A 23,771-nucleotide genomic window follows, 5' to 3' on the forward strand; every position below is an offset into this window, starting at 1 on the left:
GCGACCCCGGCCTCCGGCGAACGGCGGATTTACAACGTTGCATCAACTCGGTAAGACTGGTTTTACAACGTTGTAAAGCCGAGCGGAGGCCCTCCCGTGTCGCTGAACCGCAGGCAGTTCGTCGCCGGAGCCGTCGCCGCCACCCTGCTGACCGGCGCGAACGGCGGCCCCGCGGCCGCCGCCGTCGTCCGCCGGAGGCTGGCCCCCGCGCAAGGCGGCTTCTACACACCCAACGCCGCCCCGCTGAAGCCGGCCGCCTTCCTCAGGCTCCCGCCCGGGGCCGTCACCGCGAAAGGCTGGCTCGCCGGCCAGCTGAACCTGCAGCTCGACGGCCTCTGCGGCCACTACGCCGAGACGTCGCACTTCCTCGACTTCGCCACCAGCGGCTGGGTCCACCCCGAGCGCACCGGCTGGGAAGAGGTGCCGTACTGGCTGCGCGGCTACGTCGACCTCGCCGCCGTCACCGGGGACGCCACCGCGAAAGCCACCGCGGGCAAGTGGATCGACGCCATCCTCGCGACTCAGCAGTCCGACGGCTTCTTCGGGCCCACGGCCTTGCGGACGGCGCTGAACAACGGCCCGGACTTCTGGCCGTACCTCCCGCTCCTGCAGGCCCTGCGCTCCTGGCAGGAGTACACCGGCGACACCCGCGTCGTCCCGTTCCTGACCCGGTTCCTCCGCTACATGAACGCCCAGGGCAAGAGCGCCTTCGACTCCAGCTGGGTGTCCGTCCGCTGGGGCGACGGCCTCGACAGCGTCTTCTGGCTCTTCAACCGCACCGGCGACACCTTCCTGCTCGACCTCGCCGACAAGATCCACGCGTACGGCGCCGACTGGGTCGGGAACCTGCCGAGCCTGCACAACGTCAACATCGCCCAGGGCTTCCGCGAGCCCGCCCAGTACGCGCTGCGCTCCGGCGACGCCAACCTGACCCGCGCCACCTACTCCGACTACGCCACGGTCATGGCGACGTACGGCCAGTTCGCCGGCGGCGGCTTCGCCGGCGACGAGAACGCGCGGCCCGGCTTCGGCGACCCGCGGCAGGGCTTCGAGACCTGCGGGATCGTCGAGTTCATGGCGAGCCACGAGCTGCTCACCCGGCTGACGGGCGACCCCGTCTGGGCCGACCGCTGCGAGGACCTCGCCTTCAACTCCCTGCCCGCCGCGCTCGACCCGGCCGGGCGCGCGGTCCACTACATCACCAGCGCGAACAGCGTCGACCTCGACGACGTGCCCAAGAGCGAAGGCCAGTTCCAGAACGGCTTCGCGATGCAGGCCTACCTGCCGGGTGTCGACCAGTACCGCTGCTGCCCGCACAACTACGGCATGGGCTGGCCGTACTTCACCGAAGAGCTGTGGCTGGCCACGCCGGACAACGGCCTCGCGGCGGCGATGTACTCCGCCAGCAGCGTCACGGCGAAGGTCGGGGACGGCACCTCGGTGACCATCACCGAGGACACCACCTACCCGTTCTCCGAGCAGGTCACCTTCACGATCCGGACGCCGAAGCCGCTGGCGTTCCCGCTGTACTTCCGGATTCCCGGCTGGTGCGCGGCGCCGCGGCTGGTCGTCGCCGGGGCGACGGTGGCCGCGGCGGCCGGGCCGGCGTTCGTCAAGGTCGACCGGACCTGGGCGAATGGCGACGTCGTCACGCTCACCCTGCCCCAGCGCACCACCACCCGGGTCTGGCCGGCGAACCACGACTCCGTGTCGGTCGACCACGGCCCGCTGACGTACTCGCTGAAGATCGGGGAGAGCTACGAAAGCCTGGGCGGGACCGCGCGGTTCCCGGAGTACGCCGTGCACGCGACGACGCCGTGGAACTACGGCCTCACCGTCGGCGCGGCGCTGACGTTTTCCGCGGCCGGCGGCGCGTTGCCCGCCAACCCGTTCACGCCGGACGCCGCGCCGGTCACGATCACCGCGTCCGCGCGGAAGATCGCCGAGTGGACCGCGGACGACCAGGACGTCGTCACGCCGCTGCAGGCGTCACCGGCGCGCAGCGAGGCGCCGGTCGAGACGGTCACGCTGATCCCGATGGGTGCCGCGCGGCTGCGGATCACGTCGTTCCCGACGGCGGACCCGAACGGGCACCCGTGGTCGCCGGGCGGCGGGGGAGCGGGCTTCCGGATCGTGAACCGCAACTCCGGCAAGGTGTTGGGTGTCGATCAGATGTCCACTGCGGACAGTGCCCGGGTGGTGCAGTTCGCGGACAACGGCACCGACGACCACGTCTGGCACCTCGTGGCGAACGGTGATGGCTGGTACCGCGTCCGCAACCACCACTCGGGCAAGGTGCTGGGCGTGGACCAGATGTCCACCGCGGACAGTGCGCGGGTCGTGCAGTTCACCGACAACGGCACCGCGGACCACCTCTGGCAGCTCGTCGACAACGGCGACGGCTGGTGGCGGCTGAAGAACCGCAACTCGGGCAAGGTGCTGGGCGTCGATCAAATGTCCACCGCGGACAGTGCGCAGGTCGTCCAGTTCGCGGACAACGGTTCGGCCGACCACGTGTGGCGGCTCGTCCCGGACGGCCGGGTGCGGGTGGAGAACCGCAACTCCGGCAAGGTGTTGGGCGTCGACGGTATGTCCACTGCGGACAGTGCGCGGGTGGTGCAGTTCGCCGACAACGGCACCGACGACCACCTGTGGACGTTCGAAGCCGCGGCCGACGGCTGGTTCCTGATCCGCAACGCCCACTCGGGCAAGGTGCTGGGTGTGGACGGCATGTCCACGGCGGACAGCGCGGTCGTCGTCCAGTTCACCGACAACGGTTCGGCCGACCACCTCTGGCGCCTGCGCGACGACGGCAGCGGCTGGTTCCGGATCGTGAACCGCAACTCCGGCAAGGTGCTCGGCGTCGACCGGATGTCGACCGCGGACAGCGCCCAGGTGGTGCAGTTCGGCGACACCGGCACCGCCGACCACCGGTGGCGGCTGCGTTAGCGCTTGACGCCGACGATCCCGGCCACGCACTTCGCCGAAGCCGACAGCGGCGTGAGCCGGGGGCCGTCCGGCCACCACTCGTCGCACACCGCCAGGCCGGGGCCGGACGTCGCGTTCGGCTGGAGGAACTCCAGGCCCGGCAGCATGGCTTCGATCTCCACGCGGGTGCGGAACCGGCCGGCGCCCAGCGGGCCCTGGACCAGGATCTGCTCGATCCGCTTCGCGATCGCGGTCAGCTCCGGCACCTCGGGGTCGAAGAAGTGCGACAGCACCACGTACGAGCCCGGGGCGAGCGCGTCGATGTACTCGCGCATGACGTCGACCGCGCCGTCGCCCTCGAAGTGGTGCATCGTGCCGACGTGCAGCAGCGCGACCGGCTCGGAGAAGTCGATGTGGCTGCGCACCTCCTCGTTGCCGAGCACGGTTTCCGGCGCGAAGATGTCCGCTTCGACCATGTGCGTGAAGTCGTTCTCGACGAGCAGCGCCCGGCCGTGCGCGAGGACCACCGGGTCGTTGTCGACGTAGACGACGGTGTGGTCCTTGTCGATGCGCTGGACGATCTGGTGGGTGTTCTCCGCCGTCGGCAGCCCCGAGCCGCAGTCGAGGAACTGCCGGATCTTGGTCTGGTTCGCCAGCATCCGCAGCGCGCGGTTGTGGAAACCGCGGTTGCCGCGGGCGATGTCGACCGCTTCCGGGACCGCCGTGCGGATCTTCTCCATCACGACGCGGTCGACTTCGTAGTAGTTGTTGCCGCCGAGGAAGCCGTCGTAGATCCGAGCGATGCTCGGCCGGTCGGGGTCGACTCCCACCGGCTTCTGGCTCGGGGACAGCGTCTCGGACATGGTGACCTCGCAGGACTTCGGCGTGGGGCCACCCAGCGTAGTAGTTCGCGTCCGCGCGGTAAACGCGAGGTCAGCCGCTCGGGCGAAGCCGCTGGTCAGGGATGTAGTCGCGGGCGCGCTCGGCGCGTTCGCGGCGCAGCCGTTCGAGGTGCTGCTCGATCCGCCGGTCGAGGTCCCGCGCGGCCTCGGACAGTTCCGTCAGGTCGCGACGGGACGCCGGGTGGCCGACGGCCCCGGTGTCCACTTCGTCCCCTGCCCTGTCCACTGCCGGCACCTCCCGGATCGGATCGGCCTGACCTCGTCGAAGCGTTACTGCCCCAACCGGCCCTCGCCAAAACAATCGCGGCCGTGAGCCTCGGCACGCGCGGTGCGGCCGTCCGGTGGACCGGGAGGCAAATCCCTGGTGCCAATTTTGACCGAGTGGTAGAAATTCAGGGAACCCCGCGACCTCCAGGAGCCGGTGATGAGCGAGCTTTCCGTGCAGCTGTACTCGGTCCGCGACGCCTTCGCGGCCGATCCCGACGGCACCCTCCGGCGGCTCGCCGCGCTCGGGTTCACGCGGGTCGAGCCGTACGGCGTCGTCGAGAACGCCGAGGCGCTACGGGCCGGGTTGCCCGCCCACGGCCTCACCGCCCCGACCGCGCACGCCCGGCTGATCGGCGTCGACCAGGCCGCCGTCTTCGCCACCGCGGCCGAGCTGGGCATCGGCCTGGTCATCGACCCGCTCGTCCGGCCCGAGCAGTGGCAGGACCCGGCCGACATCGCCGCCACGGCGGACGCGCTCAACGCCGCCGCCAAGGTCGCCGCCGAGCACGGCGTGCAGGCCGGCTACCACAACCACTGGTGGGAGCTCCAGGCCCGGCTCGACGGCCGCAGCGCCTTCGAGGTCTTCGCCGACCAGCTCGACCCCGCCGTGGCGCTGGAGGTCGACACGTACTGGGCCACCGCGGGCGGGGAGGACGCGCCCGCGCTGCTGCGCCGCCTCGGCGACTGCGTCCGCGCGATCCACGTCAAGGACGGCGGCCTGGCCACCGACGCGTCCGGTCAGGTGCCCGCCGGCCAGGGCCGGGTGCCGATCCCGGACGTCCTCGCCGCCGCGCCGGACGCGCTGCGCGTGATCGAGTTCGACGCCTACGACGGCGACCTCTTCGAAGCCATCGCCGCCAGCCACGCCTTCCTGACCGGGACCGGCCGGTGACGGGCGGGCCGGTCGGCGTCGGGATCATCGGCGCCGGCGTCATCAGCGGGACCTACCTCGAGAACCTGACGAGCTTCCCGGACGTCCGCGTGCTGCGGGTCGCCGACCTCGACGGCGAGCGCGCGGCCGCCCGGGCGGCCGAGTACGGCGTGCCGCGGTCGGGCACGGTGGCCGAGCTGCTCGCCGATCCCGAGGTCGAGATCGTCGTCAACCTGACCCTGCCGGCTTCGCACGTCGACGTCGGTCTCGCCGCCCTCGAAGCCGGCAAGCACGTCTGGGCCGAGAAGCCCCTGGCCCTCGACCGCCAGACCGGCCGCAAGCTCCTCGATCGCGCACGGGAGAAGAACCTGCGCGTGGCGAGCGCGCCCGACACCGTCCTCGGCGCCGCGTTGCAGACCGCGCGCACCGCCGTCGACGCCGGCCGGATCGGCCGTCCCCTGACCGCGCTGGCCCTCTTCCAGGTGCCGGGCCCGGAAGTGTGGCACCCGGCGCCGGAGTTCTACTTCCGGGCCGGCGGCGGGCCGCTGCTCGACATGGGCCCGTACTACCTGACCGCGCTGGTGCACCTGCTCGGCCCGGTCCGGCGCGTCACCGGGGCCGGCGGCCGGGCACGCGACACGCGGGTCGTCGGGTCCGGGCCGCGGGCGGGCACCGAGTTCCCGGTGACGGTCCCGACCACGGTCACCGCGCTCGTCGAGTTCGAAAACGCTTCCGCCCAGCTCGTGCTGAGCTTCGACTCGGCGCTCAAACGCGCCGGGGTGGTCGAGCTGACCGGCACGCTCGGCACGGCGGTGCTGCCGGACCCCAACCGGTTCGACGAGCCGACCCGGCTGCACCTGCTCGGCCACGACGAGCCGGAGGAGCTGCCGGCGCGCGGGCACGCGGCTTCGCGCGGCACCGGGACGCTGGAGCTGGCGCGGGCGATCCGGGCCGGGGTGCCGGAACGCGCGTCCGGCGAACTGGCCTACCACGTGCTCGACGCGATGCTGGCCATCGACGAGTCCATGACCCGCGGGCAGACCGTGGAGGTCGCCGGCACCGTCGACGTCCCGCCCGCGCTGCCGGCGGGCTGGGACCCGTACGCGAAGACCCTCTAGAGCGGGACGGTGAGCAGGTTCTGCAGGTAGAAGCGCAGCGAACCGACCAGGTCGACGTCGCCGGGGACGGTCAGCCACTGCACCTGCAGGCCGTCCATGAGCGCGATGAACGTCAGCGTGGCCAGGTCCGGGTCGACGCCGTCGCGCAGTTCGCCGCGGGCGGCGAGGACCGCGAAGGACTCGTGCACGCCGGCGCGCGCGGCCCGGTAGTGGCGCACGAAGTACTCGTGCGCCGGGTGGTCGGTGGCGACGGCTTCGGCGGCGAGCCGCGAGTAGAGGTCGACGATCCCGGGGTGGCGGACGTTGTGCTCGGCGAGCGCGACGAAGTGGCGCAGCACCTCCAGCCCGGGCGGCACGGTCAGCTGCTCGCGCTCGGCGTCCTCGGAGTCGCGCCGCTCGAGCACGGCGGCGAGCAGCGCCTCCTTGGTGGGGAAGTAGTACAGGAGGCCGGCGTGCGAAATCCCGACGCGCTTGGCGATCTCCCGCAGCGACGAGCCGTGGTAGCCGAGCTCGCCGTACGCCGCGGCCGCCGCCGTGATGATGTCCTCGCGGCGGATCCGGCCCTTCAGGTAGCCCCCGGTCACGGGGTCGCGGTGGTCTCGGCGGCGTGCACGGGCCCATCATGCCGCAGCCGCTTTTCGCACAAACGCCGTGAGCGGACGAACAATCCGGTTGTGCGAGTGCTCGCGGCTTGCGAGCATCGCCGGGTGAAGAGCGCGGAACGGCAGCGGATCATCGTGGAGCGGCTGCGCGACGCCGACCAAGTGGCCGTCGCGGAGCTGGCGTCGGCGACCGGCGCGTCGGAGATGACCGTGCGCCGGGACCTCGACCACCTGGCCTCGCGCGGTGTGCTGCGGCGCGTGCACGGCGGGGCCGTCCCGGCGTCGACGTCCGGGATCGAGCCGCCGTTCGCCGCCCGCGCGACGGCGGAGCTCGCGGCGAAGCGGGCCATCGCGGCCGCGGCGGCCGAGCTGATCCGCGACGGCGAAACGATCGTCCTGGACAGCGGCACCACCGCGCTGGAGCTGGCGCGGCTGCTGCGCGGGCGCCCGGTCACCGTCATGCCGCTGTCGTTGCACGCGGTCCGCGAGCTGGCCGACGACCTGGCCGTGCGCTTGCTGCTGCCCGGCGGCGAGCCGAGGCCGGGGGAGCAGGCCCTGGTGGGTCCGCTGACCGTCGCGTCGCTGCGGGCGCTCCGGTTCGACGTCGCCGTGCTGAGCCCGTGCGCGTTCGCGCTCGACGCCGGGCTGACCGCCTTCGACCTGGGCGACGCCGAGGTCAAGCAGGTGGCGCTCGCCGTCGCGGCCCGCGCGATCGTGCTCGCCGACGGCGCCAAGTGGGGCCGCGCCGCGCTCGCCCACGTCTGTCCCGCCGACCGCCCGGACGTCCTGGTCACCGACCCGGGCGCGCCCGAGGACCAGCGCGCGGCGCTGGCCGAGCTCGGCGTGCTCGTGCACGTCGCCGTCCCCTGGGAGAACCGATGACCGCTCCGCCCCGCCCCCGCGCCGCCCGGTTCGCGACCTTCATGTTCTTCGGCCTCAACGGGTTCGCGATGGGCATGTGGGTGGTGCACATCCCGGACGTCGAGCGCGCGACCGGCATCTCGCACAGCACGCTGGGCGCGTTGCTGCTGGTGCTCGGCGGCGCGGCGTTCGCGGGCATGCAGATCGCCGGGCCGCTGGTCGACAAGCTCGGCCACCGCCGGCTGGTCCCGGCGGCGGGCGTGCTGCTCGGCCTGGCCCTGTGCGGCCCGGGGTTCGCGGACTCGTGGTGGACGCTGGGGCTGACGCTCATCCTGTTCGGCTTCGGCAACGGCGCGATCGATGTCGGGATGAACTCCCACGCGGTGGTGGTGGAGCGGGCGTACCCGCGCCCGATCATGGCGGCGTTCCACGCGATGTGGTCGATCGGCGGCGCGTTCGCGGCGGTCATCGGCGCGGCGACGCTCGGTGGCGGCGTGCCGACCGGCATCACGCTCACGTGCACCGGGTTGCTGTGCGTGCTGCTTTCCCTGGTGTCGGCGCGGTTCCTGATGGAGCCGGCCGAGGCACCCGCGGTGGTCGCTTCCGAGCCGTCGCAGGTGGTTCGCCGCCGGACGCCGGGCCGCGTGGTGTGGCTGCTCGGGTTGCTGGCGCTGGCACTGATGCTGTCGGAGGGCGTGGCGAACGACTGGGCGGCGCTGCACATGGAGAAGGTCCTGGGCACGTCGTCCTCGACGGCGGCGCTGGCGTACGGCGCGTTCGCGGTGGCGATGACGACCGGCCGCTTCCTGACCGACCGGGTGGCGGCGTTGGTCGGCCCGGCGGCGATCGTCCGCTACGGAGCGACGTTGGCGGCGGTGGGCCTGACGACGGCCGCGGCGGCGCCGTGGGTGCCGGTGTCGCTGGTGGGCTGGGCGCTGTTCGGGCTCGGGTTGTCCGGTGGCGTGCCGCAGTTGTTCACCGCGGCGGGGAACCTGGACACGCGGGCATCGGGGGCGTTGATGGCCCGCGTGGTGGGGTTGGGGTACGTGGGTCTGTTGGCCGGGCCGGCGCTGATCGGCGGGCTGACGCGGTGGATGCCGCTGAACGTGACCTTCGCGGTGCCGGTGGTGCTGTGCGTGCTGGCGGCGGTGTTCGCGGGAGTGCTGAGCCCGAAGCCGGAGCCGGTGGAGGAACCGGTCGGTTCGTGACCGCTAGTGCACCCGTTCCCCGGCCGGCTCGGTGTGGACGACGACCGCGGTCAGGTGCGGGACCACGTGCACGAGCCGGTGCTCCACCTCGTGCGCGAGGGTGTGCGCCTGGGTGACCGTCAGCTCCGCCGCGACCGCGACGGCCAGCTCGGCCCGCAGGCGGTGCCCGATCCAGCGCATCCGCAGGTCGCGGACCTCGAACACACCGTCCACTTCGGACGCTGCCTGCTCGGCCAGCTCGACCGACGCCGGGTCGACTGCGTCCAGCAGCCGCCGGAAGACCTCCTTCGCCGCGTCGCGCAGCACGAACGAGATCGCGACGGTGATGCCGAGCCCGACGATCGGGTCCGCCGCGGGGAAGCCGAACGCGACCCCGGCCGCGCCCACGACGACGGCCAACGACGTGAAGCCGTCCGTGCGGGCGTGCACGCCGTCGGCGACCAGCGCGGCCGAGCCGATCTCGCGGCCGACCTTGATCCGGTACCGCGCGACGAGCTCGTTCCCCGCGAAGCCGATGACGCCCGCGGCAGCGACCACCCACGGGTGCCCGACCGGCTCGGGTGCGAGCAGCCGCACGACGGACTCGTACCCGACGAGCACCGCCGAAGCCGCGACGACCAGCACGACGACCACCCCGGCGAGGTCTTCCGCGCGGCCGAGCCCGTAGGTGTAGCGCCGGGTCGCCGCGCGCCGGCCGAGCAGGAAGGCGACGCCGAGCGGCACGGCGGTCAGCGCGTCGGCGAAGTTGTGGATGGTGTCCCCGAGCAGCGCGACCGACCCGGTGACGAGCACGAGCGCCAGCTGCGCGACGGCGGTCACGAACAGCGCGGCGAACGACCAGGTCAGGGTGCGCAGGCCGCGCGCGCTGGTTTCGAGCGCGTGGTCGACGCGGTCGGCGGAGTCGTGGCTGTGCCCGTGTCCGTGTCCCATGCAGTGAGTCTATCTGCGCACACACGCAGATACGCAAGTAGTAGGGTTTACGGCATGCACGCGTCGCTGCCGGACTTCGACATGCCTGCCGACGAGCAGGTCCACTTGGCGGCGGAGTCGTTCCGCCTCCTCGCCGACCCGACCCGCATCAAGGTCCTGTGGGCGCTGCTGCAGGGGGAGTCCTCGGTGGCCTGCCTGGCCGAACTGGCGGGCGCGGCCCCGACGGCGGTGAGCCAGCACCTGGCGAAGCTGAGGCTGGCGGGTCTGGTGAGGGGCCGCCGCGAGGGAACGTTCGTCTACTACTCGGCCGCGGACGACCACGTCCGAGGGTTGCTGGCCCAGGCCCTGCACCACGCGGACCACCTGGACCGCGACCTCCCCGCCGAGCACGCCCACCGGCCCTAGCCGATCGGCTCCTGCAGCTCCGTCACCCAGCCCGCCGGATCCTCCGGGCAGTCCAGGTACAGCTCCCGCTGCGACCCGGCCGACGCGAAGCCGTGCTCGTCGATCCACCGGACCACCGCCTGCCAGCTCGGCAGCACGCCGTCGATCGCGCCGTGGTGGACCAGGGTTGCCGCGCGGGTCGCCGGGAGGTACGCCACCTTCAGCCCGTTCAGATCGCCCCCGCCCACCGACGCCGGAACCGCCGCGTGCACCACGACCTCGTCCTCCGAGCGCTGCTCGTAGTAGCACGTCAGCCGCCCGGCCGGGGTGACGTCCGCCGCGGGCAGGCGCTGGCCGAGCTCCACGCACAGCGGGCGGACCACCGGCCCGATCGCCTCCGGCGCGAACCCCGCCGCCACGCCCGTCAGCTCCACCACGCGCATCGCCGGCAGCTCCTTGACCACGACGTCGGGCGCGGTTCCCTCCGCCTCGATCGTGCGCAGCCGCGCCTCGACCTGCGCCAGCCGCGCCGCGCCCTCCGCCAGCGCCGCCTCCAGCTCCGCGCGCCGCAGCGTCAGCATGCCGCGCACCTGCTCCGCCGGGACCTCGTCGGCCAGCAGCGTCGCCACCTGGTCGAGGGTGAACCCGAGGTCCTTCAGCGCGACGATCCGGTTGAGCCGCGCCAGCTGGCCCGCCGCGTAGCTGCGGTAGCCCGTCGCGGGGTCGACGCGCGCCGGCCGCAGCAGCCCGAGCGCGTCGTAGTGGCGCAGCATCCAGACCGACACGCGGCCGTGGCGGGCGAAGTCGCCGATCGAGAACACGCCCCGATCATTCCGCAGGCGGCACGAACCCGCCGACGACGTCGGCGGCGAGCTCGGCGAACGTGATCGCGGTGTCGTCCTCGCCGGCCGGCCCGACCACCTGCAGCCCGGCCGGCAGAGGGCCGCCGATCGGCGCGCTCACCGCCGGCAGCCCGGGCAGCGAGGCCTGCGCGATCCAGAACACCTGGTCGTCGTAGCGGCGGCGGTCGCCGTGCGCCGGCGCCGTCGTGAACACCGTCGGGCAGAGGAAGACGTCGACGTCCGCGAAGTACCGGGCCCACGCCGCGCCCAGGTCCGCCCGCCGCCGCTCCTGCTCGCCGGCACTGTCGGGCGTGCGGCCTTCCTGCGCGGCGAAGAACCACTCGACCTGGAAGCCGAACGCGTCCGCCTGGACGACCGGATCGACGCCGTCCGGCCAGCCTTCGGCCACGGGCACGCCGGCTTTGGCGAGCGCGTCGACAGCGTCCGACAAGGCCGCCCCGACCTCCTCGGTCACCGGGCAGGCCGGGTCGTCGAGCACCACGCCGACGCGGAAGTCCGCGAGCCGCGACCGGCGCGAAGACGTCAGCTGCTCAGCGGTGACGCTCAGCGCGAGCCGCAGGTCGGCGGCCGACCGCGCCAGCGGACCGACCGCCGACGGGAACTCCCGGGGCAGGTCGGTGACCGGCCCGGGCGGCTGGAAACCCCGCAGCGGCACCGTTCCCGGCGTCGGCTTGAGGCCGTAGACGCCGCAGTAGGCCGCCGGGATCCGGATCGACCCGGCCAGGTCCGAGCCGTACTCCACAAAGGACAGTCGGCGGCGAGCGCGGCCGCCGCGCCGCCGCTCGAGCCGCCCGGCGTCCGCGCGGGGTCCCGCGGGTTGACCGTCCGCCCGTAGACCGGGTTCTCCGTCCGGCCGAAGTCGGCGAGCAGGTGGTGCACGTTCGACTTCCCGACGACGATCGCGCCCGCCGCCTGCAGCCGCTCCACGACGACGGCGTCCCGATCCGCCACGGCGTCGGCGAACGCCGGCTCGCCCCAGGTCGTGGGCAGGCCCGCCACCGCGAAGGCGTCCTTGATCGTCATCGGGACGCCGTGCAGCGGGCCGCCGGTGGTCGCGTCGGCGCGCGAAGCGGCTTCGAGCGCGTAGTCGCGGCGCGTGGCGACGACGGCGTTGACGTCGGAGGCGTCGATGCGCGCGAAGAGCTGTTCGGTCAGGTCACGCGACGACAACGCGCCCCGGCGGAGGTCGGCGGCCACTTCGGTGGCGGTGCGGAAGAACGTCATGGGTCCGGGATACGCGCTGACACGGTGTCAGGGTCAACTGTCGAGTCCGGCCGCGCCCGTTCGTCCTCGGGAAAACCCTCGACGAAGGAGCGAAATGGACACCATGGACTTGTACCGGCGCGCTCAGGACGAGTTCGACGCGGTACTCGCGGCGGTGCCGGAGGGCCGGTGGGACGCGCCGTCGGCGTGCGCGGAGTGGTCGGTGCGCGACGTCGCCGGGCACGTCGTCTGGGGCCAGCGCCAGCTGCGGGCGTGGGCGAGCGGCGCGGAGTACGGCGAGACCGCGGGTGCGCCGGGCGCGCCCCACCCTGCGGTGCTGGCCGGGACGGACCCCGTCGAGACGTGGCGGGCCGCGTCGGTCCGGACGCTGACCGAGGAGGAGCTGAGCCGCCCGGTTTCGTTGCCCGGCCTGGGTGAAGTGCCGGTCGCCGGGATCGTGCCGCTGCTGATCACCGACCTGGTCGCGCACAGCTGGGACATCGACCAGGAAGTGCGCCTCGAGCCGGAGCTGGTGGCGGTGGCGTTCGGCTGGGCCCGGGCGAACATCGTGCGCCGCCCGGGGTTCTTCGGGCCCGAGCTCGACCCGCCCGCGGACGCCGACGAGCAGACGCGGATGCTGGCCTTCCTCGGCCGCCGGGCGGCCGCGGTGGTTTCCGCGCCGCGCCCGGGTGGTAACCACCGGTGACGCCGCCCGAACCGCGGGCGGTGCACAGGCGGAGGGAAACCCGATGCCGACCGCAGAACGCATGACCGCGCCCCCGGCGCCGCCCGAGCCGGTCCCGCCCGATCCCGCCGCGCCGGACCCGTCGCTGCCCGGGCCGGACCCGGACTTGCCCGCCCCGGAGCCGGGCACGCCGGTGCCGGACCCGCTGCCGCCGGAAACACAGCCGGGTCCGGAGCGGCACTGAGTACGAAGATCAGATGATATGAGTTTCGTATGACTTCGTGTACGGTCGTGGCATGACAACAGCGCAGAACTACCGGCGGATGGTCAACGCCGGGAACAAGATCGTCGTGGGGCTCCAGCGGCTGGGCGTCGCGTTCGGGCCGATGCAGCTGCTCACGGTCCCGGGGCGGCGCACGGGCGTGCCGCGCACGTTCCCCATCGCGGTCATCCCGATCGACGGCGAGCGGTTCATCTTCCAGGCCTACCCCAAGGCGGCCTGGGTCGCGAACGCGCGGGCGGCGGCCGAGGTGACGCTCACCCGCGGCCGCCGGACGTCCCCGGCGCGCCTGACGGAGGTGCCGGTGGAGGAGCGCCGGCCGCTCCTGCGCCGGCTGGTCGCGGACAGCCCGGCGAGCGTGGGGAAGCGGCTGGTGACGACGGGGCTGGCCGACGCGCCGACCCCGGAAGCGGCGGCCGCGGCGGCCGAGCGCATCGCGGTGTTCCGCGTCGACCCGGTGTGAGCCGCGCGCGGTCAGGTCGTGCGGGCCGCCAGCTGCTCGAGCCCGTCGCCGGACAGCCGCTCCAGCGCGGCTTCGCGTCCGGTCATCGCCATCACCAGCGCGAGCATCGGCCCCCGGACCTCCGGCCCGCTCCCGGCCGACCAGTCGGCGTCGTCGGCTCGCAGGGTAAGCCCCGCGACCCGACTCTTCGCCCCGATCAGCAGGTTCGACCGCCGGTAGAACTCGGCCACCCGGATCAGCGTCTCGGCCGGGAACGCCCGGGTCAGCCCGAGCGGCCAGCGGATGTCCGTCCCGTGCACGACGACCTCGCCCAGCCATGAATCGGCCGGCCCCGGCGGTCCCGTCGTGTCGGTGACGTGGGCGCGCAGCCGGGCGAGCGTCGCGTCCGGGCCGTCGGCGGTCTCGCGGGCGATGTTCCGGCTCGTCATCGCCGAGAACCGGAACCCGGAGGCCGCCAGCCGCGCGAAGAACGTCACCGGGGTCAGCGTCGCGGTCGAGACGAGGTGGCCGAGCACGTCGTGCACCGTCCACTCGCGACACAGCGAGCGGGTCGACCAGGCGGTCACGTCCGCGAGGTCGTCGGCCAGTGCGGCGCGTTCGCGGTGGATGCCGGGCCAGGGGCCGGAGTCCGTCATCGGACCTCCTCGGGCCGTCCGGGATCGGCGATCCCGGTGCAGGCAGGTCGTCCGCGGGGGCCGGGGCGTTACAGGCCGGCCGGCTCCGCCGCGCCGCCCTCGAACGCCCGCAGCACCTGTTCGGCGGCGGCGCGCGCGGCCGGGCCCGGTTCGATCACGCGGTCGCCGTCCGGCTGCGGCGCCGGCGCGCCCGCCAGCAGTTCCACCAGCGCGACGGCGAGTTCGCGCACCTTGACGTTGAACTGCTGGCTGGCGCGCCGCAACGTCGCCCAGGCCTCGTCGGGATCACAGCGGCGCAGGGCGATGACGATGCCCTTCGCCTCCTCCAGCGCGGCCCGCGACTGCAGGAGGTCCAGCATCTGCTCGATCCGGCCGGGCAGCGCCGCTTCGGCGACGACGAGCGCCATCGCCGTCAGCCTTTCGTGCCGCCGCAACACCTTCAGCGTCTCTTCGGTGGCGGGCCGGTCGAGCGTCACCGACAGCACGAGCCTGCCCTCGGTGTCCCACAGCGCGGGCAGCGCGGCGGAACCGCGGACGCGCGTCCAGTCCGCTCCGGGGTGGCGCTCGAGCAGGGCGGTCAAGGTGAGCGACGGCCAGCGTTCGTCGGCGAGGACGTCCGCGGTGACGACCGGCTGTCCCGTGTCGCCGGCGGTCGCGACCGGCCCGCCGAGGCCGTCCAGCTGGGCGGGGACGAAGACGTCCCCGATTCCGCGGGACGCGACGACGTGCAGCGGCGATCCGTGGTGGTGCACGGAAACCGCCGCGCCGACGGCGCCGGGCGCGTCGGCGGCGATCCGCTCCAGGAGCTCTTCGAGCAGCGCGGTCACGGGCTTGGTCATGGCTCTGTCCTGCGGGCGGTCAGGCGGCGGTGCGCCGGGAACTCGACGTACGCTCGGATTCTGTTCTAGCATGTCGTCAAAATGATGACAAGATTTGGGTCGTCGGAAGGATGACGAATGGGTGACGGTGACCCGGTCGGAGCGCTGAGCCGGATCCACGAGGTGGTCGCGGCGGCCCGCGCGGGCACGGCGGACCGCGAGCGGCTGCTGACGGCGCTGTCCGGCCTGCGCGTGCTGCGCGAGGAGCTGGCCGGCTGGGAGCCGGAGCTGATCACGGCGGCCCGCACGGCCGGCGCGAGCTGGGTGGCGCTGGCCCCGGCGCTGGGGGTGGCGAGCCGTCAGGCCGCGGAACGGCGGTACCTGCGGCTGCAGCCGTCGGACACGGGCGAGAAGACGGGCGAGGCGAGGGTCGACGCGGAGCGCGACCGCCGGGCGGGCGACCGCGCGGTCGCCGACTGGGCCCGCCGCAACTCGGCGAGCCTGCGCAAGCTGGCCGGCCGGGTGAGCGCACTGGACGGCCTCGACGCGGCGGCCCAGGAGAGCGCGGACCGCCTGGGAGCAGCCCTGGGCGACGACGACCCGGCGACGCTGCTACCCCCGTTGGTGGCTGCCCGGACTTATTTGGCCAGTGACCACGCGGGACTGGCGGAGGAGCTGGGGGAGATTTCCGAGGAGACGGCCCGCCTCCGCCGCGACGCCGCCGGCAACCGGCGGGCGAAGGACTAGCCGGGACGTGCTCGCCGGCCGGGGCGCGCTTGCTGCCACGACCGGCCGATGGGCTGCGAGGGCCGCGCGCGGGCCGAGTCACGGCTCGCTCGTCGCGAGCCCGCGCACGCCGGCTGCCCGCCGCCCCACTGCTCACAGGCCTCCGGCCTCCCGCAGCCGATGCCCGGCGAGCCCGGGCCCGCGCTCGCGTCGGCCGGCTGGGTGTCTGAGTCCCGCCGTGATCGGGTACCACCCCGGCATGGACGACAAGATCCCCGACCGCACCGAAACCCGCGCCGAGCTGCTGCCGGAGGAGCAGGCGGCCGACAGCGCCGACCCCGAGGCCCAGGCCCGCCAGGTGCTCGAGGACTCCGACCGGCGCACCGAGGACCCGAAGCCCACGATGCGCCGCCGCCCCGAGGAAACGGCCTAGTCGCCGCCGCGGAAGTTCTCGTGCGCGCCGGGGTGACCCGGCCGCGCGCGGGCTTCCTCGTCCTCCAACGGCCCTTCCGGCTCGTCACGGCGGGGCGGCACGTCGACCGTATTGCCGCTCGAGTCCTCTTCGCCGGCTTCGTCACGTGGTTGCGTCATCCTGGCGGCTACCCGGCCGAGACCGACGTCAACCCCGACGAAGAGCGTGCCTCACCGCGCAGCAGCAGCACCGCGACCAGCCCGAACGCGGCCACGGCGGCGAAGAAGTAGAAGCCCCACGGGTACGCGACCCCGGCGGTGACCAGCGCGCCGGTCACGAACGGCCCGAGGATCGAACCGAGCCGTCCGACCGCCGACGTCAGCCCGAGCGCCGTGCCCCGCGCCTGCGCCGGGAACACCTGGGCGACGTACCCGTAGATCAGCACCTGCGCGGAGAACACGAACACCCCCGTCAGCAGCACGACCGCGTTGAGCACGAACGCGTTGCCGATGCGCAGGCTCAGCGCCGCGAGCAGCACGGCACCGGCGCCGAACCAGATCCGCGCGATCGGCCGGATCCCGAACCGGTCGGCGATCGTGCCGGCCAGCAGCAGCCCGAGCACCGCGCCGATGTTGAGCACCAGCAGCAGCGTGATCGACGTCGAAATCGGGTACCCGGCGGTCCGCATCAGCTGCGGCAGCCACGTGTTGAGCCCGTAGACCAGCAGCAGCCCCATGAACGACCCGGTCCACACGGCGAGGCTGATCCGCCGGAACCGCGCGCCGAGCAGGTCGCGCAGCCCGACGCGCTCGGTCTCGGGCTGTTCTCGAGCCGCCAGGTACGCCGCGGATTCGGGCAGCTTCCACCACATCAGCGGCACGGCCAGCAGCCCGACGATCCCGCCGCCGTAGAACAGCACGTGCCAGTCTTCCTTCGCGGACAGCGCGAGGATCGACGTCAGCACCGCGCCGACGTGGTAGCCGGTCATGGTGAACGTGCTCGCGCTGGCGCGCCGCCGCGCGGGCAGGTTCTCCGACATCACGGTCAGCGCCACCGGCATGCAGGCGCCGAGCCCGAGGCCCGCGACGAACCGGAAGACCCCGAACATCGCGACGCTCGACGCCACCGGCGTCAGCAGCGTGAACAGCGAGAACAGCAGGACCGAGCCGATGAGCAGCACGCGGCGGCCGAACCGGTCGGTGAGCGGACCGAGGCAGGCCGCGCCGACCGCCACGCCGACGAGCGACACGGTGGCGACCGCGGTCGCGCCGGCCGCGGTGAAACCGAGGTAGCCGCTCTTGAGCAGCGTCGGGATGGTGGCGCCGAGCGCGACCAGGTCGTAGCCCTCGAGCAGGACGGTCAGCCAGCAGAGGACCGCCGTCCACACGGGACGGGAAGACGTCGTTGTCATGGTTTCCTCAGAACGGGTAGCCCGCGATGTCCGCGCGCACGGTCAGCCATTGGGTTTCGGTGAAGGCCTCGATGTTGGCCTGGGCGCCGCCGAAGCGGGAGCCGTTGCCGGAGTCGCCGACGCCGCCGAACGGGGCGGTGGGCTCGTCGCCGACGGTCTGCTCGTTGATGTGCACCTTGCCCGAGCGGACCTCGTCGGCCAGCGTCATCGCGGTGCCGACGTCGCCGAGGATGCCGACCGACAGGCCGTACTCGGAGTCGTTGACGATCCGCGCGGCCTCGTCGAGGTCGCGGTAGGCGCGCACCGGCGCGACCGGGCCGAAGATCTCCTCGCGCCACGCCGGGGTGTCGCCGGACAGTCCGAAAAGGACGGTCGGTGGGTAGAACGGCGCGTCGGGCTTGCCGCCGGCCACCACCCGGGCGCCCGCCGCGACACTGCGGTCGACGACGTCGGTGACGTGCGCGAGCTGCCGGTCGTCGATGATCGGGCCGAGCGCGACCTCGCCGGTGGCCGGGTTGCCGACCGGCAGCCGCCGCGCTTTCTCCGCCAGGGCCTCGACGTACTCGTCCACTTGGGACTCGTGGACGAGGTGGCGGCCGGTCGTCATGCAGATCTGGCCCTGGTGCAGGAACGAGCCGAACGCGCCGGCGGACGCGGCCTTGGCGACGTCGGCGCCCGGCAGCACGACGAGCGCGTTGTTGCCGCCGAGTTCCAGGTGGACGCGCTTGAGCGAACGCGCGGCGGCCTCGCCGACCTTCCGGCCGGCCGCCGTCGAGCCGGTGAACGACACGACCGACACCTCGGGCGCGTCGACGACCGCGGCGCCGACGGTGGCGTCCCCGGGCAGCAGGTGCAGCAGGCCCGCGGGCAGCCCGGCCTCTTCGAAGACGCGCACGATGCTCACCCCGCCGGACACCGCGGTGCGCAGGTCCGGCTTGAGCAGCACGGCGTTGCCGAGCGCGAGGGCGGGCGCGACCGACCGGATCGCCAGGATCAGCGGGAAGTTGAACGGCGAGATCACCGACACCACGCCGGCCGGGACGCGCCGGGCCAGTGACCAGCGCGGTTCGCCGGTGCTCAGCACCTCACCGCGCGGGTGGGTCGGCAAGGCCGCGGCCTCGAAGCAGATCCCGGCCGCCATCTCGGTCTCGATCCCGGCCTTGGGCCGCGTCGAACCGGCTTCGCGGACGATCCAGTCCTGCACCTCGGCGGCGTGCGCCTCCCACAGCTCACCCGCGCGGCGCAACACCGCGGCACGTTCGGCGGGCTTGCGCCGCACCCAGTCGCGCTGGGCTTCCGCCGCGGCGACCGCGGCCTGCGCGACGTCGTCCGGGGTCGCGACGCCGACCCGGCCCAGGGTTTCCCCGGTCGCCGGTTCGACGACGGCGTGGGTTCCGCCGCTGCCACTCAGGAACTCGTTGTCCAGCAAGGTCATGATCACTCCGGTGTGGTCGGTTCGGTGTCGACCTGGATCAGCCGCGGGCCGTCCGGGGTCGTCTTGAGCTGGGCGCGCAGGTCGTCGACGTCGACGGCGGTGGTCGCGGGGACGCCGTAGCCGGCGGCGATGGCGGTGAAGTCGAGCCCGGGGATCTCGGTGCCGGGCACGTCCGGCGTCCCGAGCAGCTCGCCGAACCACCGCAGCGCGCCGTAGACGCCGTTGCGCAGGATCACGAACGTGACCGGGACGCGGTAGTGCGCGGCGGTCCAGAGCGCCGTGATGCCGTAGTTGGCCGAGCCGTCGCCGATGACGCCGACGACCGGGCGGTCCGGGCTGCCCATCGCGACGCCGACCGCGGCGGGCAGGCCGAACCCGAGGCCGCCGGCGGCGGGGAAGAAGTACGAGCCTTCGCGGCGCAGGTCCATCTGCCGCCACCAGGCGGAGTTCGTCGATGTCGATTCGACGACGTACCGGGTGTCGGCGGTCTGGGTTTCGCGCAGCGCGGCGAACACCTGCTCGGGGTGCAGCGCCTTTTCGGCTGTCTTGGGCTCGGGGGTCTCGACGTGGTCCCCGGTCGACGCGCGTCCCGGCACCTTGGCCAGCAGCGCCTCGATCACCGGCGCCGGGTCGGCGACCAGCGCCTCGCCCATCGGCGCGCGGGCCGCGGCGCCGAAGTCGTCGGTCACCTGGACCAGCCGCGTGCCCTCCGGCAGGTACGCGCCGGGCACGTACTGGTGGTAGCGGAAGACGGGCGCGCCGAGCACGAGCACGAGGTCGTGCCCGGTCAGCGCGTCCGAAACCGGAGCGATGCCGGCCGGCAGCACGCCGCGGAAGAGCGGGTGCCGGTTGGGGAACGGCAGCCGGTGCGGCGACGGCGCCACCCACGTCGGCAGGCCGAGGTGCTCGGCCAGCGCGACGGCGCGGTCGAACAGGCCGAGGGCGTCGATGTCCCCGCCGAGGACGAGCGCGGGGTTCTTCGCCGCGGCGAGGCTCGCGGCGAGGTCGTCGAGCTGGGCTCCGGTCGGCGCGAGTCCTCTTTGGACGTTCCGGTCCAGCGTCACGGCGGCGTTCGCGTCGAGGTCCACGGCCCAGTCGTCGTAGGGCACGGAGAGGTAGCTCGGCCGCCGGTGCAGCTCGGCCTCGAACACCGCTTGGGCTAGAGAGCGCGGGACGTCGTCGGCGCAGCTCGGCTCGCCGGACCACGCGGCCAGGGGCCGCATCAGCTGCGTGGCGTCGACGTTGGCGAGCATCGCCTCCATCCCGATCGCCGCGCGGACCTGCTGGCCGGCGGTGAGCACCAGGGGAGAGCGCGAGTAGACGGCGTTGGTCAGCGCGCCCATGGCGTTGCCCGAGCCGGCGGCCGCGTGCAGGTTGACCAGCACCGGGCGGCCGGTCGCCTGGGCGTAGCCGTCGGCCATCCCGACGACGGCGCCTTCGTGCAGGCCGAGGACGTACCGGAAGTCGCCGGGCAGCTCGGCGAGGAACGGCAGCTCGTTGGAGCCGGGGTTGCCGAAGATCGTGGTCAGGCCGCGGCGGTGCAGGAACTCGTGGGCGAGCCGGCGGGCGGTGGGCATGCGCTGTCCTCCTGGGGCGGGTTGGACCAGACCCTAGGGAGACCGCGGCGTGTGTTCCAATAAATGTTGCCTCGGTGATTCATAGACGGGATCGATGATGCGTGACTTCGACCTCAACCTGGTGCGCACGTTCGTGCTGCTCTACGAGACCCGCAGCGTCACCGCGACGGCCGAGTCCCTGCACGTCACGCAGCCGACCATCAGCTACAGCCTGCAGAAGCTCCGGCGCCGGTTCTCCGACGAGCTGTTCCGCCGCACGGGCGGCGGCCTGGTCCCGACGACGACGGCCCGCGCGCTGTACGAGCCGCTGCACAGCGCGCTGTCGGGCATCGAGACGGCGGTCAGCGGCGCGTGGTCGTTCGACCCTTCGACCGCCCGGGCCGCGTTCACGCTGTGCCTGTCCGACCTGGGGGAGATCTCGCTGCTGCCGCGCTTGATGGCGGCGCTGCCGGGTTCTGCTCCCGGCGTGACGCTGACGGTCCGCCCGCTGGACGTCGACCGCGCGGCCGACCAGCTCGGCCGCGGCGAGATCGACGCGTTCATCGCCTCCCCGCTGATCAGCTCCCAGCGCGTGGCCCGGATCCCGCTGTTCTCCGAGGGCTACCTGGGCATGGTGGCTGCCGACCATCCGCGGCTGGGCTCACGCGTCGACTTCGACGCGCTGGCGGCCGAGCGCCACGTGACGGTGTTCGGCCCGACCGGCCACGACGGCCCCCGCCGCGCCCTGGAGGCGCACGGGCTCCTGGACCGCGTGGTGCTGGAGGTGACGCGCTTCGCGGCCCTGCCGTACCTGGTCCAGGACGGCGAGCTGGTGGCCATGGTGCCGCGCCTGGTGGCGGAGATGTTCGCGGCCCAGCACCGGGTCCGGCTGTTCGAGCTGCCGATGGACGTCGAGCCGGCGCAGGTGTCGGTGTACACGCGCCACACGCACGCGCGCAGTCCGGCGCAGCATTGGCTTGTGACATTCATGCGTGAAGTGCTCGGCTGATTTAACACGCATTTTTCACGCGTGCCCTTTTCCCGCCGAAAGGTCTGGGCCGAACGTGTAGTGCTTGGTGCTGAACCGATCCCGATCTGCCTAGTGTCGATCACGATCCTGACACCCGAGCTAGGGAGGAATCCGGTGAAGCTCGTCCGCCTGGTGAAGAAAGCGCTTCCCAAGAAGAGCCTGAAGGCTTACGCCTGGTACGGCTGGATCTGATCGCGCGGCCGGTCCCGGCCACCGGGACCGGCCCCCGTTCCCTTCGAGGAGTGCCGAACGTGGTCATCGCTCCCGCTCACCGCGAGGTCGTCTTCGCGCCCCGCCTGGAGAAACTGCTGCGTGAGCACCGCGACGGCGGGCTCTTCCGCCTCGAGCCGGACACCGTCGGGATCGCCGATCCGGAGCTGATGGACGCCGTGCTGCGCGCTCGCCCGGCCAACGCCGAGGAGCGCCCGACGTTCAAGCCGGTGCTCGGCCGCCACGTCACCCGCGCCGAGTCCGCGAGCCTGATGCAATCACTCGGCGCGGACGTCCGGGCCGCGCTCAAGCGGCCCGCCGACCACCCCGACCTCACCGGGGCGTGGCCCGCCGTACCCCATGACTACCTGCGCCGATTCGTCTTCGGGCCCGAGACGCGCCGGTTCCGCGTGCTCGTCGACCGCCGCCTGGCGCTGACGCCGAAGCTGACGTGGTCGGCCGTCGCCGCCGGGGCCGCGCTGGCCCGCCGGCCGGCTCCGGACACGGAGCTGTCCACGCTCGCCCGGCAGGTCCTCGCCGCCGAAACCCTGGCCGAGCGGCGTTTCCGGATGTACCTCTACCGCCGGGTCGCCGCGCCGATCTGCTTCACCGTCGCCGCGCTGGTGACCAACGCGGTGTGGCTGGGTGCGCCGTTCGACGACGACGTCCCGAACGAGTACGTCCTCGATGAAGCGCTGCGGCTGCTGCCGCCGTCGTGGAACATCCTGCGCGTCCGCTCGCCGGAGTTCGCCGAGGTGGACGCCCGCATCACGCCCGGCGACGACGTCCTGCTGCTGCCGCTGCTGAGCCACCGCTCACCGGCGCTGTGGGAGGCACCGGACGAGTTCCGGCCGCGGCGCTGGGCCGGGCTCGACGCCGACCGGCACCCCGGGTACCTGCCGTTCGGGCACGTCAGCGAACGCTGCTGGGGCCGTCACCTCGTGCTGCCGCTGGCGAGCCGCCTGCTCGACGTCGTCCGCGCGCAGGGGCTGGTGCCCGATCCGCGACGCCCTCGCGCGCACGTCGAGCTCGACGGCCTGCTTGAGCTGGCCGACGTGCGGATCGTCAGCCAGCGTCGCAGCGGGCGCCGTTGAGGGTGAACGCCGTCGGCGCCGGGTTTCCGTGGTCGAAGGCCCCGTTCAACCCCGTGCTGACCGTCGCTCCCGGCGCGAGGGTGGCGTTGTAGGACTCGGCGTTCACCGTCACGCGGCTCCCGCTCTGGCTGTAGACGCCGTCCCAGCCGTGGGTCACCTGCTGGCCGGCGGTGAACGTCCAGGAGAGCGTCCACGGCGAGAGCTTCTGGCCGCTCTTGTTGGTGATGGCGACGCCCGCGGTGAAGCCGTCGTTCCACTGGTCGGTGACGGAAAAGCGCACGACGCACGTCGCGGCTTCGACCGGCGGCGGTGGCTTGGGAGCGGCCGAGGTCGAAGCCGGCGTCGACGACGCGGTTTGCCGCAGCACGGTCGGGATCGGCGTCGGACTCGGCCGGGTGGACGGGGGAGTCGGACGCGGCGTCGTCGCGGGCGCGAGCAGGTCCTGGGGCGAGGCTTGCCGCTGCGGCGCGCTTTCGGACGTCACCGCGATGAGCACGAGGCTGCCGACCACCACGACGGCGCCGGCGAACGCGGAGATCCACCGGATCCGCCGGCCGGCCCGCTGCTGGACGGCCGCGGCCTCGCGGGCGCGCTGCTCGAGCCGTTCGCGGTAGCCGTCGCCGGTGTCCTCCTCACGCGGCGGCGCGGCCGCGGGAGGCCCGCCGAGCGAGCGCGGCGTCGCCCCCGTCTCCCGGAGCAGCTCGGCGACCGACAGCTCGTCGTCGTCCCGCCGCCGATCGGCGCGCGCCATCCGGAACCTCCCGTTCTGCGGCCCGACCGGCGAATCCTAGGAAGCGAGGGCGACCTTGTAAACCGTGTGCACGCCGCGTGCACCCGCCGTGCACGAGACGCAGACGCCGCGGCGGTTACCTGGGGCGG

Annotated in this window: 26 protein-coding genes and 1 pseudogene; 14 read left to right on the forward strand and 13 right to left on the reverse strand. The window is 73.3% G+C overall.

The genetic code is table 11. From position 1 onward, the window contains the following. Window positions 1–96: 96 nt before the first annotated feature. Entirely contained in the window at window positions 97–2,949 is a 2,853-nt protein-coding gene (locus ACIRSS_RS22860) for an RICIN domain-containing protein (RefSeq protein WP_400898027.1), read from the forward strand. On the opposite strand, the gene ACIRSS_RS22865 is transcribed toward ACIRSS_RS22860, so the two are convergent. Together ACIRSS_RS22865 and ACIRSS_RS22870 are read right to left on the reverse strand one after the other, a co-directional pair. After that, window positions 2,946–3,791 (reverse strand): SAM-dependent methyltransferase, encoded by an 846-nt coding sequence (locus tag ACIRSS_RS22865; RefSeq protein ID WP_400898029.1) that lies wholly within the window; start codon window positions 3,789–3,791, stop codon window positions 2,946–2,948. The genes ACIRSS_RS22860 and ACIRSS_RS22865 overlap by 4 nt on opposite strands. A gap of 70 nt (window positions 3,792–3,861) precedes the next feature. After that, on the reverse strand, window positions 3,862–4,056 hold the full coding sequence (locus ACIRSS_RS22870) for a hypothetical protein (protein ID WP_400898031.1): 195 nt from the start codon (window positions 4,054–4,056) through the stop codon (window positions 3,862–3,864). Between the two features lie 198 nt (window positions 4,057–4,254). On the opposite strand from ACIRSS_RS22870, the gene ACIRSS_RS22875 reads away from it, so the two are divergent. Beyond that, entirely contained in the window at window positions 4,255–4,989 is a 735-nt protein-coding gene (locus ACIRSS_RS22875; RefSeq protein WP_400898033.1) for a sugar phosphate isomerase/epimerase family protein, read from the forward strand. Continuing rightward, a complete protein-coding gene (locus ACIRSS_RS22880; protein ID WP_400898035.1) occupies window positions 4,986–6,086 on the forward strand; it encodes a Gfo/Idh/MocA family protein in 1,101 nt (366 codons plus the stop codon). The genes ACIRSS_RS22875 and ACIRSS_RS22880 overlap by 4 nt, the downstream gene beginning before the upstream one ends. Here ACIRSS_RS22880 and ACIRSS_RS22885 read toward each other — a convergent pair. Next, on the reverse strand, window positions 6,083–6,670 hold the full coding sequence (locus ACIRSS_RS22885; protein WP_400898037.1) for a TetR/AcrR family transcriptional regulator: 588 nt from the start codon (window positions 6,668–6,670) through the stop codon (window positions 6,083–6,085). The genes ACIRSS_RS22880 and ACIRSS_RS22885 overlap by 4 nt on opposite strands. Window positions 6,671–6,793: 123 nt before the next feature. On the opposite strand from ACIRSS_RS22885, the gene ACIRSS_RS22890 reads away from it, so the two are divergent. Both ACIRSS_RS22890 and ACIRSS_RS22895 read left to right on the forward strand, forming a co-directional pair. Further along, window positions 6,794–7,570 (forward strand): DeoR/GlpR family DNA-binding transcription regulator, encoded by a 777-nt coding sequence (locus tag ACIRSS_RS22890; RefSeq protein WP_400898039.1) that lies wholly within the window; start codon window positions 6,794–6,796, stop codon window positions 7,568–7,570. Next, window positions 7,567–8,757 carry an MFS transporter gene (locus tag ACIRSS_RS22895; protein WP_400898041.1) on the forward strand — a complete coding sequence of 397 codons (1,191 nt, stop codon included), beginning with the start codon at window positions 7,567–7,569 and terminating at the stop codon, window positions 8,755–8,757. The genes ACIRSS_RS22890 and ACIRSS_RS22895 overlap by 4 nt, the downstream gene beginning before the upstream one ends. A gap of 3 nt (window positions 8,758–8,760) precedes the next feature. Here the strand turns inward: ACIRSS_RS22895 and ACIRSS_RS22900 are convergent, their stop codons facing one another. Continuing rightward, window positions 8,761–9,687 carry a cation diffusion facilitator family transporter gene (locus ACIRSS_RS22900; protein WP_400898043.1) on the reverse strand — a complete coding sequence of 309 codons (927 nt, stop codon included), beginning with the start codon at window positions 9,685–9,687 and terminating at the stop codon, window positions 8,761–8,763. Window positions 9,688–9,741: 54 nt separating this feature from the next. On the opposite strand from ACIRSS_RS22900, the gene ACIRSS_RS22905 reads away from it, so the two are divergent. Next, window positions 9,742–10,092: an ArsR/SmtB family transcription factor gene (locus ACIRSS_RS22905; protein WP_400898045.1), complete on the forward strand. Its 351-nt coding sequence runs from the start codon at window positions 9,742–9,744 to the stop codon at window positions 10,090–10,092. Here ACIRSS_RS22905 and ACIRSS_RS22910 read toward each other — a convergent pair. Both ACIRSS_RS22910 and ACIRSS_RS22915 read right to left on the reverse strand, forming a co-directional pair. Beyond that, complete coding sequence (locus tag ACIRSS_RS22910) at window positions 10,089–10,892, reverse strand: MerR family transcriptional regulator (protein ID WP_400898047.1); 804 nt, start codon at window positions 10,890–10,892, stop codon at window positions 10,089–10,091. The two genes, ACIRSS_RS22905 and ACIRSS_RS22910, sit on opposite strands and share 4 nt — an antisense overlap. A 7-nt stretch (window positions 10,893–10,899) precedes the next feature. Then, a pseudogene (locus ACIRSS_RS22915) lies at window positions 10,900–12,158 on the reverse strand (amidase family protein). A 94-nt stretch (window positions 12,159–12,252) separates the two neighbouring features. Here ACIRSS_RS22915 and ACIRSS_RS22920 point away from each other — a divergent pair. Genes ACIRSS_RS22920 through ACIRSS_RS22930 form a run of 3 tightly spaced genes read left to right on the forward strand, consistent with a single transcriptional unit; the run spans window position 12,253 to window position 13,565 of the window. After that, window positions 12,253–12,843, forward strand: a complete 591-nt coding sequence (locus ACIRSS_RS22920) for a TIGR03086 family metal-binding protein (RefSeq protein ID WP_400898049.1) — start codon at window positions 12,253–12,255, stop codon at window positions 12,841–12,843. A 43-nt stretch (window positions 12,844–12,886) separates the two neighbouring features. Next, entirely contained in the window at window positions 12,887–13,066 is a 180-nt protein-coding gene (locus ACIRSS_RS22925) for a hypothetical protein (RefSeq protein ID WP_400898051.1), read from the forward strand. Between the two features lie 52 nt (window positions 13,067–13,118). Then, window positions 13,119–13,565: a nitroreductase/quinone reductase family protein gene (locus ACIRSS_RS22930; protein ID WP_400898053.1), complete on the forward strand. Its 447-nt coding sequence runs from the start codon at window positions 13,119–13,121 to the stop codon at window positions 13,563–13,565. 11 nt (window positions 13,566–13,576) lie between these two features. On the opposite strand, the gene ACIRSS_RS22935 is transcribed toward ACIRSS_RS22930, so the two are convergent. After that, window positions 13,577–14,200, reverse strand: a complete 624-nt coding sequence (locus ACIRSS_RS22935) for a maleylpyruvate isomerase family mycothiol-dependent enzyme (RefSeq protein WP_400898055.1) — start codon at window positions 14,198–14,200, stop codon at window positions 13,577–13,579. Window positions 14,201–14,268: 68 nt separating this feature from the next. Next, a complete protein-coding gene (locus tag ACIRSS_RS22940) occupies window positions 14,269–15,039 on the reverse strand; it encodes an ANTAR domain-containing protein (RefSeq protein ID WP_400898057.1) in 771 nt (256 codons plus the stop codon). A 117-nt stretch (window positions 15,040–15,156) separates the two neighbouring features. Between ACIRSS_RS22940 and ACIRSS_RS22945 the strand changes: the two genes are divergently transcribed. Both ACIRSS_RS22945 and ACIRSS_RS22950 read left to right on the forward strand, forming a co-directional pair. Next, window positions 15,157–15,765, forward strand: coding sequence for an HSP18 transcriptional regulator (locus tag ACIRSS_RS22945; protein WP_400898059.1), 609 nt, complete (start codon window positions 15,157–15,159; stop codon window positions 15,763–15,765). Window positions 15,766–16,003: 238 nt separating this feature from the next. Beyond that, window positions 16,004–16,177: a hypothetical protein gene (locus ACIRSS_RS22950; RefSeq protein ID WP_167379575.1), complete on the forward strand. Its 174-nt coding sequence runs from the start codon at window positions 16,004–16,006 to the stop codon at window positions 16,175–16,177. Here ACIRSS_RS22950 and ACIRSS_RS22955 read toward each other — a convergent pair. From ACIRSS_RS22955 to mdlC, 4 genes are read right to left on the reverse strand one after another with little or no spacing between them, the layout of a single operon-like run. Then, window positions 16,174–16,335: a hypothetical protein gene (locus tag ACIRSS_RS22955; protein ID WP_400898061.1), complete on the reverse strand. Its 162-nt coding sequence runs from the start codon at window positions 16,333–16,335 to the stop codon at window positions 16,174–16,176. The two genes, ACIRSS_RS22950 and ACIRSS_RS22955, sit on opposite strands and share 4 nt — an antisense overlap. Window positions 16,336–16,343: 8 nt before the next feature. After that, a complete protein-coding gene (locus ACIRSS_RS22960) occupies window positions 16,344–17,567 on the reverse strand; it encodes an MFS transporter (RefSeq protein WP_400898063.1) in 1,224 nt (407 codons plus the stop codon). Window positions 17,568–17,574: 7 nt separating this feature from the next. Next, complete coding sequence (locus ACIRSS_RS22965; RefSeq protein WP_400898065.1) at window positions 17,575–19,002, reverse strand: benzaldehyde dehydrogenase; 1,428 nt, start codon at window positions 19,000–19,002, stop codon at window positions 17,575–17,577. 2 nt (window positions 19,003–19,004) lie between these two features. After that, window positions 19,005–20,579, reverse strand: coding sequence for a benzoylformate decarboxylase (mdlC, locus tag ACIRSS_RS22970; protein ID WP_400898067.1), 1,575 nt, complete (start codon window positions 20,577–20,579; stop codon window positions 19,005–19,007). A 97-nt stretch (window positions 20,580–20,676) separates the two neighbouring features. On the opposite strand from mdlC, the gene ACIRSS_RS22975 reads away from it, so the two are divergent. The 3 genes from ACIRSS_RS22975 to ACIRSS_RS22985 are packed head-to-tail and all read left to right on the forward strand — an operon-like array spanning window position 20,677 to window position 22,892. Beyond that, window positions 20,677–21,567: a LysR family transcriptional regulator gene (locus tag ACIRSS_RS22975; protein ID WP_400898069.1), complete on the forward strand. Its 891-nt coding sequence runs from the start codon at window positions 20,677–20,679 to the stop codon at window positions 21,565–21,567. Between the two features lie 21 nt (window positions 21,568–21,588). Beyond that, window positions 21,589–21,780 (forward strand): tryptorubin family RiPP precursor, encoded by a 192-nt coding sequence (locus tag ACIRSS_RS22980; protein ID WP_400898071.1) that lies wholly within the window; start codon window positions 21,589–21,591, stop codon window positions 21,778–21,780. Between the two features lie 59 nt (window positions 21,781–21,839). Continuing rightward, window positions 21,840–22,892 carry a cytochrome P450 gene (locus ACIRSS_RS22985; protein WP_400898073.1) on the forward strand — a complete coding sequence of 351 codons (1,053 nt, stop codon included), beginning with the start codon at window positions 21,840–21,842 and terminating at the stop codon, window positions 22,890–22,892. On the opposite strand, the gene ACIRSS_RS22990 is transcribed toward ACIRSS_RS22985, so the two are convergent. Beyond that, entirely contained in the window at window positions 22,864–23,643 is a 780-nt protein-coding gene (locus ACIRSS_RS22990; RefSeq protein WP_400898075.1) for a cellulose-binding domain-containing protein, read from the reverse strand. The genes ACIRSS_RS22985 and ACIRSS_RS22990 overlap by 29 nt on opposite strands. Window positions 23,644–23,771: the final 128 nt, after the last annotated feature.

The sequence above is a fragment of the Amycolatopsis sp. NPDC101161 genome, from assembly GCF_044768185.1.
Classification (GTDB): domain Bacteria; phylum Actinomycetota; class Actinomycetes; order Mycobacteriales; family Pseudonocardiaceae; genus Amycolatopsis.

Coding starts and splice junctions, on each gene's coding strand:
- ACIRSS_RS22865 (WP_400898029.1), bottom strand. CDS start 3,791: ATGTCCGAGACGCTGTCCCCGAGCCAGAAGCCGGTGGGAGTCGACCCC.
- ACIRSS_RS22875 (WP_400898033.1), top strand. CDS start 4,255: ATGAGCGAGCTTTCCGTGCAGCTGTACTCGGTCCGCGACGCCTTCGCG.
- ACIRSS_RS22895 (WP_400898041.1), top strand. CDS start 7,567: ATGACCGCTCCGCCCCGCCCCCGCGCCGCCCGGTTCGCGACCTTCATG.
- ACIRSS_RS22900 (WP_400898043.1), bottom strand. CDS start 9,687: ATGGGACACGGACACGGGCACAGCCACGACTCCGCCGACCGCGTCGAC.
- ACIRSS_RS22905 (WP_400898045.1), top strand. CDS start 9,742: ATGCACGCGTCGCTGCCGGACTTCGACATGCCTGCCGACGAGCAGGTC.
- ACIRSS_RS22920 (WP_400898049.1), top strand. CDS start 12,253: ATGGACACCATGGACTTGTACCGGCGCGCTCAGGACGAGTTCGACGCG.
- ACIRSS_RS22925 (WP_400898051.1), top strand. CDS start 12,887: ATGCCGACCGCAGAACGCATGACCGCGCCCCCGGCGCCGCCCGAGCCG.
- ACIRSS_RS22930 (WP_400898053.1), top strand. CDS start 13,119: ATGACAACAGCGCAGAACTACCGGCGGATGGTCAACGCCGGGAACAAG.
- ACIRSS_RS22935 (WP_400898055.1), bottom strand. CDS start 14,200: ATGACGGACTCCGGCCCCTGGCCCGGCATCCACCGCGAACGCGCCGCA.
- ACIRSS_RS22940 (WP_400898057.1), bottom strand. CDS start 15,039: ATGACCAAGCCCGTGACCGCGCTGCTCGAAGAGCTCCTGGAGCGGATC.
- ACIRSS_RS22945 (WP_400898059.1), top strand. CDS start 15,157: ATGGGTGACGGTGACCCGGTCGGAGCGCTGAGCCGGATCCACGAGGTG.
- ACIRSS_RS22950 (WP_167379575.1), top strand. CDS start 16,004: ATGGACGACAAGATCCCCGACCGCACCGAAACCCGCGCCGAGCTGCTG.
- ACIRSS_RS22955 (WP_400898061.1), bottom strand. CDS start 16,335: ATGACGCAACCACGTGACGAAGCCGGCGAAGAGGACTCGAGCGGCAAT.
- ACIRSS_RS22960 (WP_400898063.1), bottom strand. CDS start 17,567: ATGACAACGACGTCTTCCCGTCCCGTGTGGACGGCGGTCCTCTGCTGG.
- ACIRSS_RS22965 (WP_400898065.1), bottom strand. CDS start 19,002: ATGACCTTGCTGGACAACGAGTTCCTGAGTGGCAGCGGCGGAACCCAC.
- mdlC (WP_400898067.1), bottom strand. CDS start 20,579: ATGCCCACCGCCCGCCGGCTCGCCCACGAGTTCCTGCACCGCCGCGGC.
- ACIRSS_RS22975 (WP_400898069.1), top strand. CDS start 20,677: ATGCGTGACTTCGACCTCAACCTGGTGCGCACGTTCGTGCTGCTCTAC.
- ACIRSS_RS22990 (WP_400898075.1), bottom strand. CDS start 23,643: ATGGCGCGCGCCGATCGGCGGCGGGACGACGACGAGCTGTCGGTCGCC.